Consider the following 2,891-nt stretch of genomic DNA (forward strand, 5'->3'; position numbering starts at 1 on the left):
AACGTTATAGGGACAAGTGAATAAGTGCACATGGCGGATGCCTTGGCGATTACAGGCGATGAAGGACGTAGTAGCTTGCGATAAGCTGCGGGGAGCTAGCAAACAAGCTTTGATCCGCAGATTTCCGAATGGGGAAACCCACCCTTTTAGGGTATCACTCACTGAATACATAGGTGTGTGAGGCGAACGCGGCGAACTGAAACATCTAAGTAGCTGCAGGAAAATAAATCAACCGAGATTCCCAAAGTAGTGGCGAGCGAAATGGGAAGAGCCTGTACGTGATAGTCGGACTGATAGTGGAATGCTCTGGAAATGGCAGCCATAGCGGGTGATAGCCCCGTACATGAAATCAGACCGGTGGTACTAAGCGTACGACAAGTAGGGCGGGACACGAGAAATCCTGTCTGAATATGGGGGGACCATCCTCCAAGGCTAAATACTCGTAATCGACCGATAGTGAACCAGTACCGTGAGGGAAAGGCGAAAAGAACCCCGGGAGGGGAGTGAAATAGATCCTGAAACCGTGTGCATACAAACAGTAGGAGCCTCCTTGTGGGGTGACTGCGTACCTTTTGTATAATGGGTCAGCGACTTACATTCAGTGGCAAGGTTAACCGAATAGGGAAGCCGTAGAGAAATCGAGTCCGAACAGGGCGATAGTCGCTGGGTGTAGACCCGAAACCAAGTGATCTACTCATGGCCAGGATGAAGGTGCGGTAACACGCACTGGAGGTCCGAACCCACTAATGTTGAAAAATTAGGGGATGAGCTGTGGGTAGGGGTGAAAGGCTAAACAAACTTGGAAATAGCTGGTTCTCTCCGAAAACTATTTAGGTAGTGCCTCAAGTATCACCATCGGGGGTAGAGCACTGTTATGGCTAGGGGGTCATCGCGACTTACCAAACCATTGCAAACTCCGAATACCGATGAGTGCGAGCTTGGGAGACAGACGTCGGGTGCTAACGTCCGGCGTCAAGAGGGAAACAACCCAGACCGCCAGCTAAGGTCCCAAAGATTGGCTAAGTGGAAAACGAAGTGGGAAGGCTAAAACAGTCAGGATGTTGGCTTAGAAGCAGCCATCATTTAAAGAAAGCGTAATAGCTCACTGATCGAGTCGTCCTGCGCGGAAGATGTAACGGGGCTAAGCCAGTCACCGAAGCTGCGGATATCCGTAAGGATATGGTAGGAGAGCGTTCTGTAAGCCTGCGAAGGTGTCTTGTAAAGGATGCTGGAGGTATCAGAAGTGCGAATGCTGACATGAGTAGCGATAATGGGGGTGAAAAGCCCCCACGCCGTAAGCCCAAGGTTTCCTGTTCAACGTTCATCGGAGCAGGGTGAGTCGGCCCCTAAGGCGAGGCAGAGATGCGTAGCTGATGGGAAGCAGGTTAATATTCCTGCACCGTCGTATGATGCGATGGGGGGACGGATCGCGGAAGGTTGTCTGACTGTTGGAATAGTCAGTTTCTGCTTCATAGAAGGCGCTTAGGCAAATCCGGGCGCGTAATTCAAGGGAGTGGGACGAGTGCACTTGTGCACGTAGCAATCGGAAGTGGTTCCAAGAAAAGCCTCTAAGCTTCAGTCATACGAGACCGTACCGCAAACCGACACAGGTGGGCGAGATGAGTATTCTAAGGCGCTTGAGAGAACTCGGGAGAAGGAACTCGGCAAATTGGTACCGTAACTTCGGGAAAAGGTACGCCTCGGTAGCTTGGTCACTTTACTGTGATAGGGCGAAAAGGTTGCAATAAAATGGTGGCTGCGACTGTTTAATAAAAACACAGCACTCTGCAAACACGAAAGTGGACGTATAGGGTGTGACGCCTGCCCGGTGCTGGAAGATTAAATGATGGGGTGCAAGCTCTTGATTGAAGTCCCAGTAAACGGCGGCCGTAACTATAACGGTCCTAAGGTAGCGAAATTCCTTGTCGGGTAAGTTCCGACCTGCACGAATGGCGTAACGATGGCCACACTGTCTCCTCCCGAGACTCAGCGAAGTTGAAATGTTTGTGATGATGCAATCTACCCGCGGCTAGACGGAAAGACCCCATGAACCTTTACTGTAGCTTTGCATTGGACTTTGAACCAATCTGTGTAGGATAGGTGGGAGGCTTTGAAGCAGGAACGCCAGTTTCTGTGGAGCCAACCTTGAAATACCACCCTGGTTTGTTTGAGGTTCTAACCTTGGTCCGTTATCCGGATCGGGGACAGTGCATGGTAGGCAGTTTGACTGGGGCGGTCTCCTCCTAAAGTGTAACGGAGGAGTTCGAAGGTACGCTAATTACGGTCGGACATCGTGATGATAGTGCAATGGCATAAGCGTGCTTAACTGCGAGACTGACAAGTCGAGCAGGTACGAAAGTAGGACATAGTGATCCGGTGGTTCTGTATGGAAGGGCCATCGCTCAACGGATAAAAGGTACTCTGGGGATAACAGGCTGATTCCTCCCAAGAGTTCATATCGACGGGGGAGTTTGGCACCTCGATGTCGGCTCATCACATCCTGGGGCTGTAGCCGGTCCCAAGGGTATGGCTGTTCGCCATTTAAAGTGGTACGTGAGCTGGGTTTAAAACGTCGTGAGACAGTTTGGTCCCTATCTGCCGTGGGCGTTGGAAATTTGAAGGGGGCTGCTCCTAGTACGAGAGGACCGGAGTGGACGAACCTCTGGTGTACCGGTTGTCACGCCAGTGGCATTGCCGGGTAGCTAAGTTCGGAAGAGATAACCGCTGAAAGCATCTAAGCGGGAAACTTGCCTTAAGATGAGATTTCCCGGAGCCTTGAGCTCCTTGAAGGGTCGTTCGAGACCAGGACGTTGATAGGTCAGGTGTGGAAGTGCAGTAATGCATTAAGCTAACTGATACTAATTGCCCGTACGGCTTGTCCCTATAACCTT

The 2,891-nt window shown here is 51.1% G+C and carries 1 rRNA gene; it reads left to right on the forward strand.

Annotation, left to right across the window (positions count from 1 at the left end):
* Window positions 1–10: 10 nt before the first annotated feature.
* Window positions 11–2,883, forward strand: a 23S ribosomal RNA gene (locus BLS51_RS29020).
* Window positions 2,884–2,891 lie beyond the last annotated feature (8 nt).

It is taken from the genome of Duganella sp. OV510 (assembly GCF_900100205.1).
In the GTDB taxonomy this organism is placed as follows: Bacteria; Pseudomonadota; Gammaproteobacteria; order Burkholderiales; family Burkholderiaceae_D; genus Rugamonas.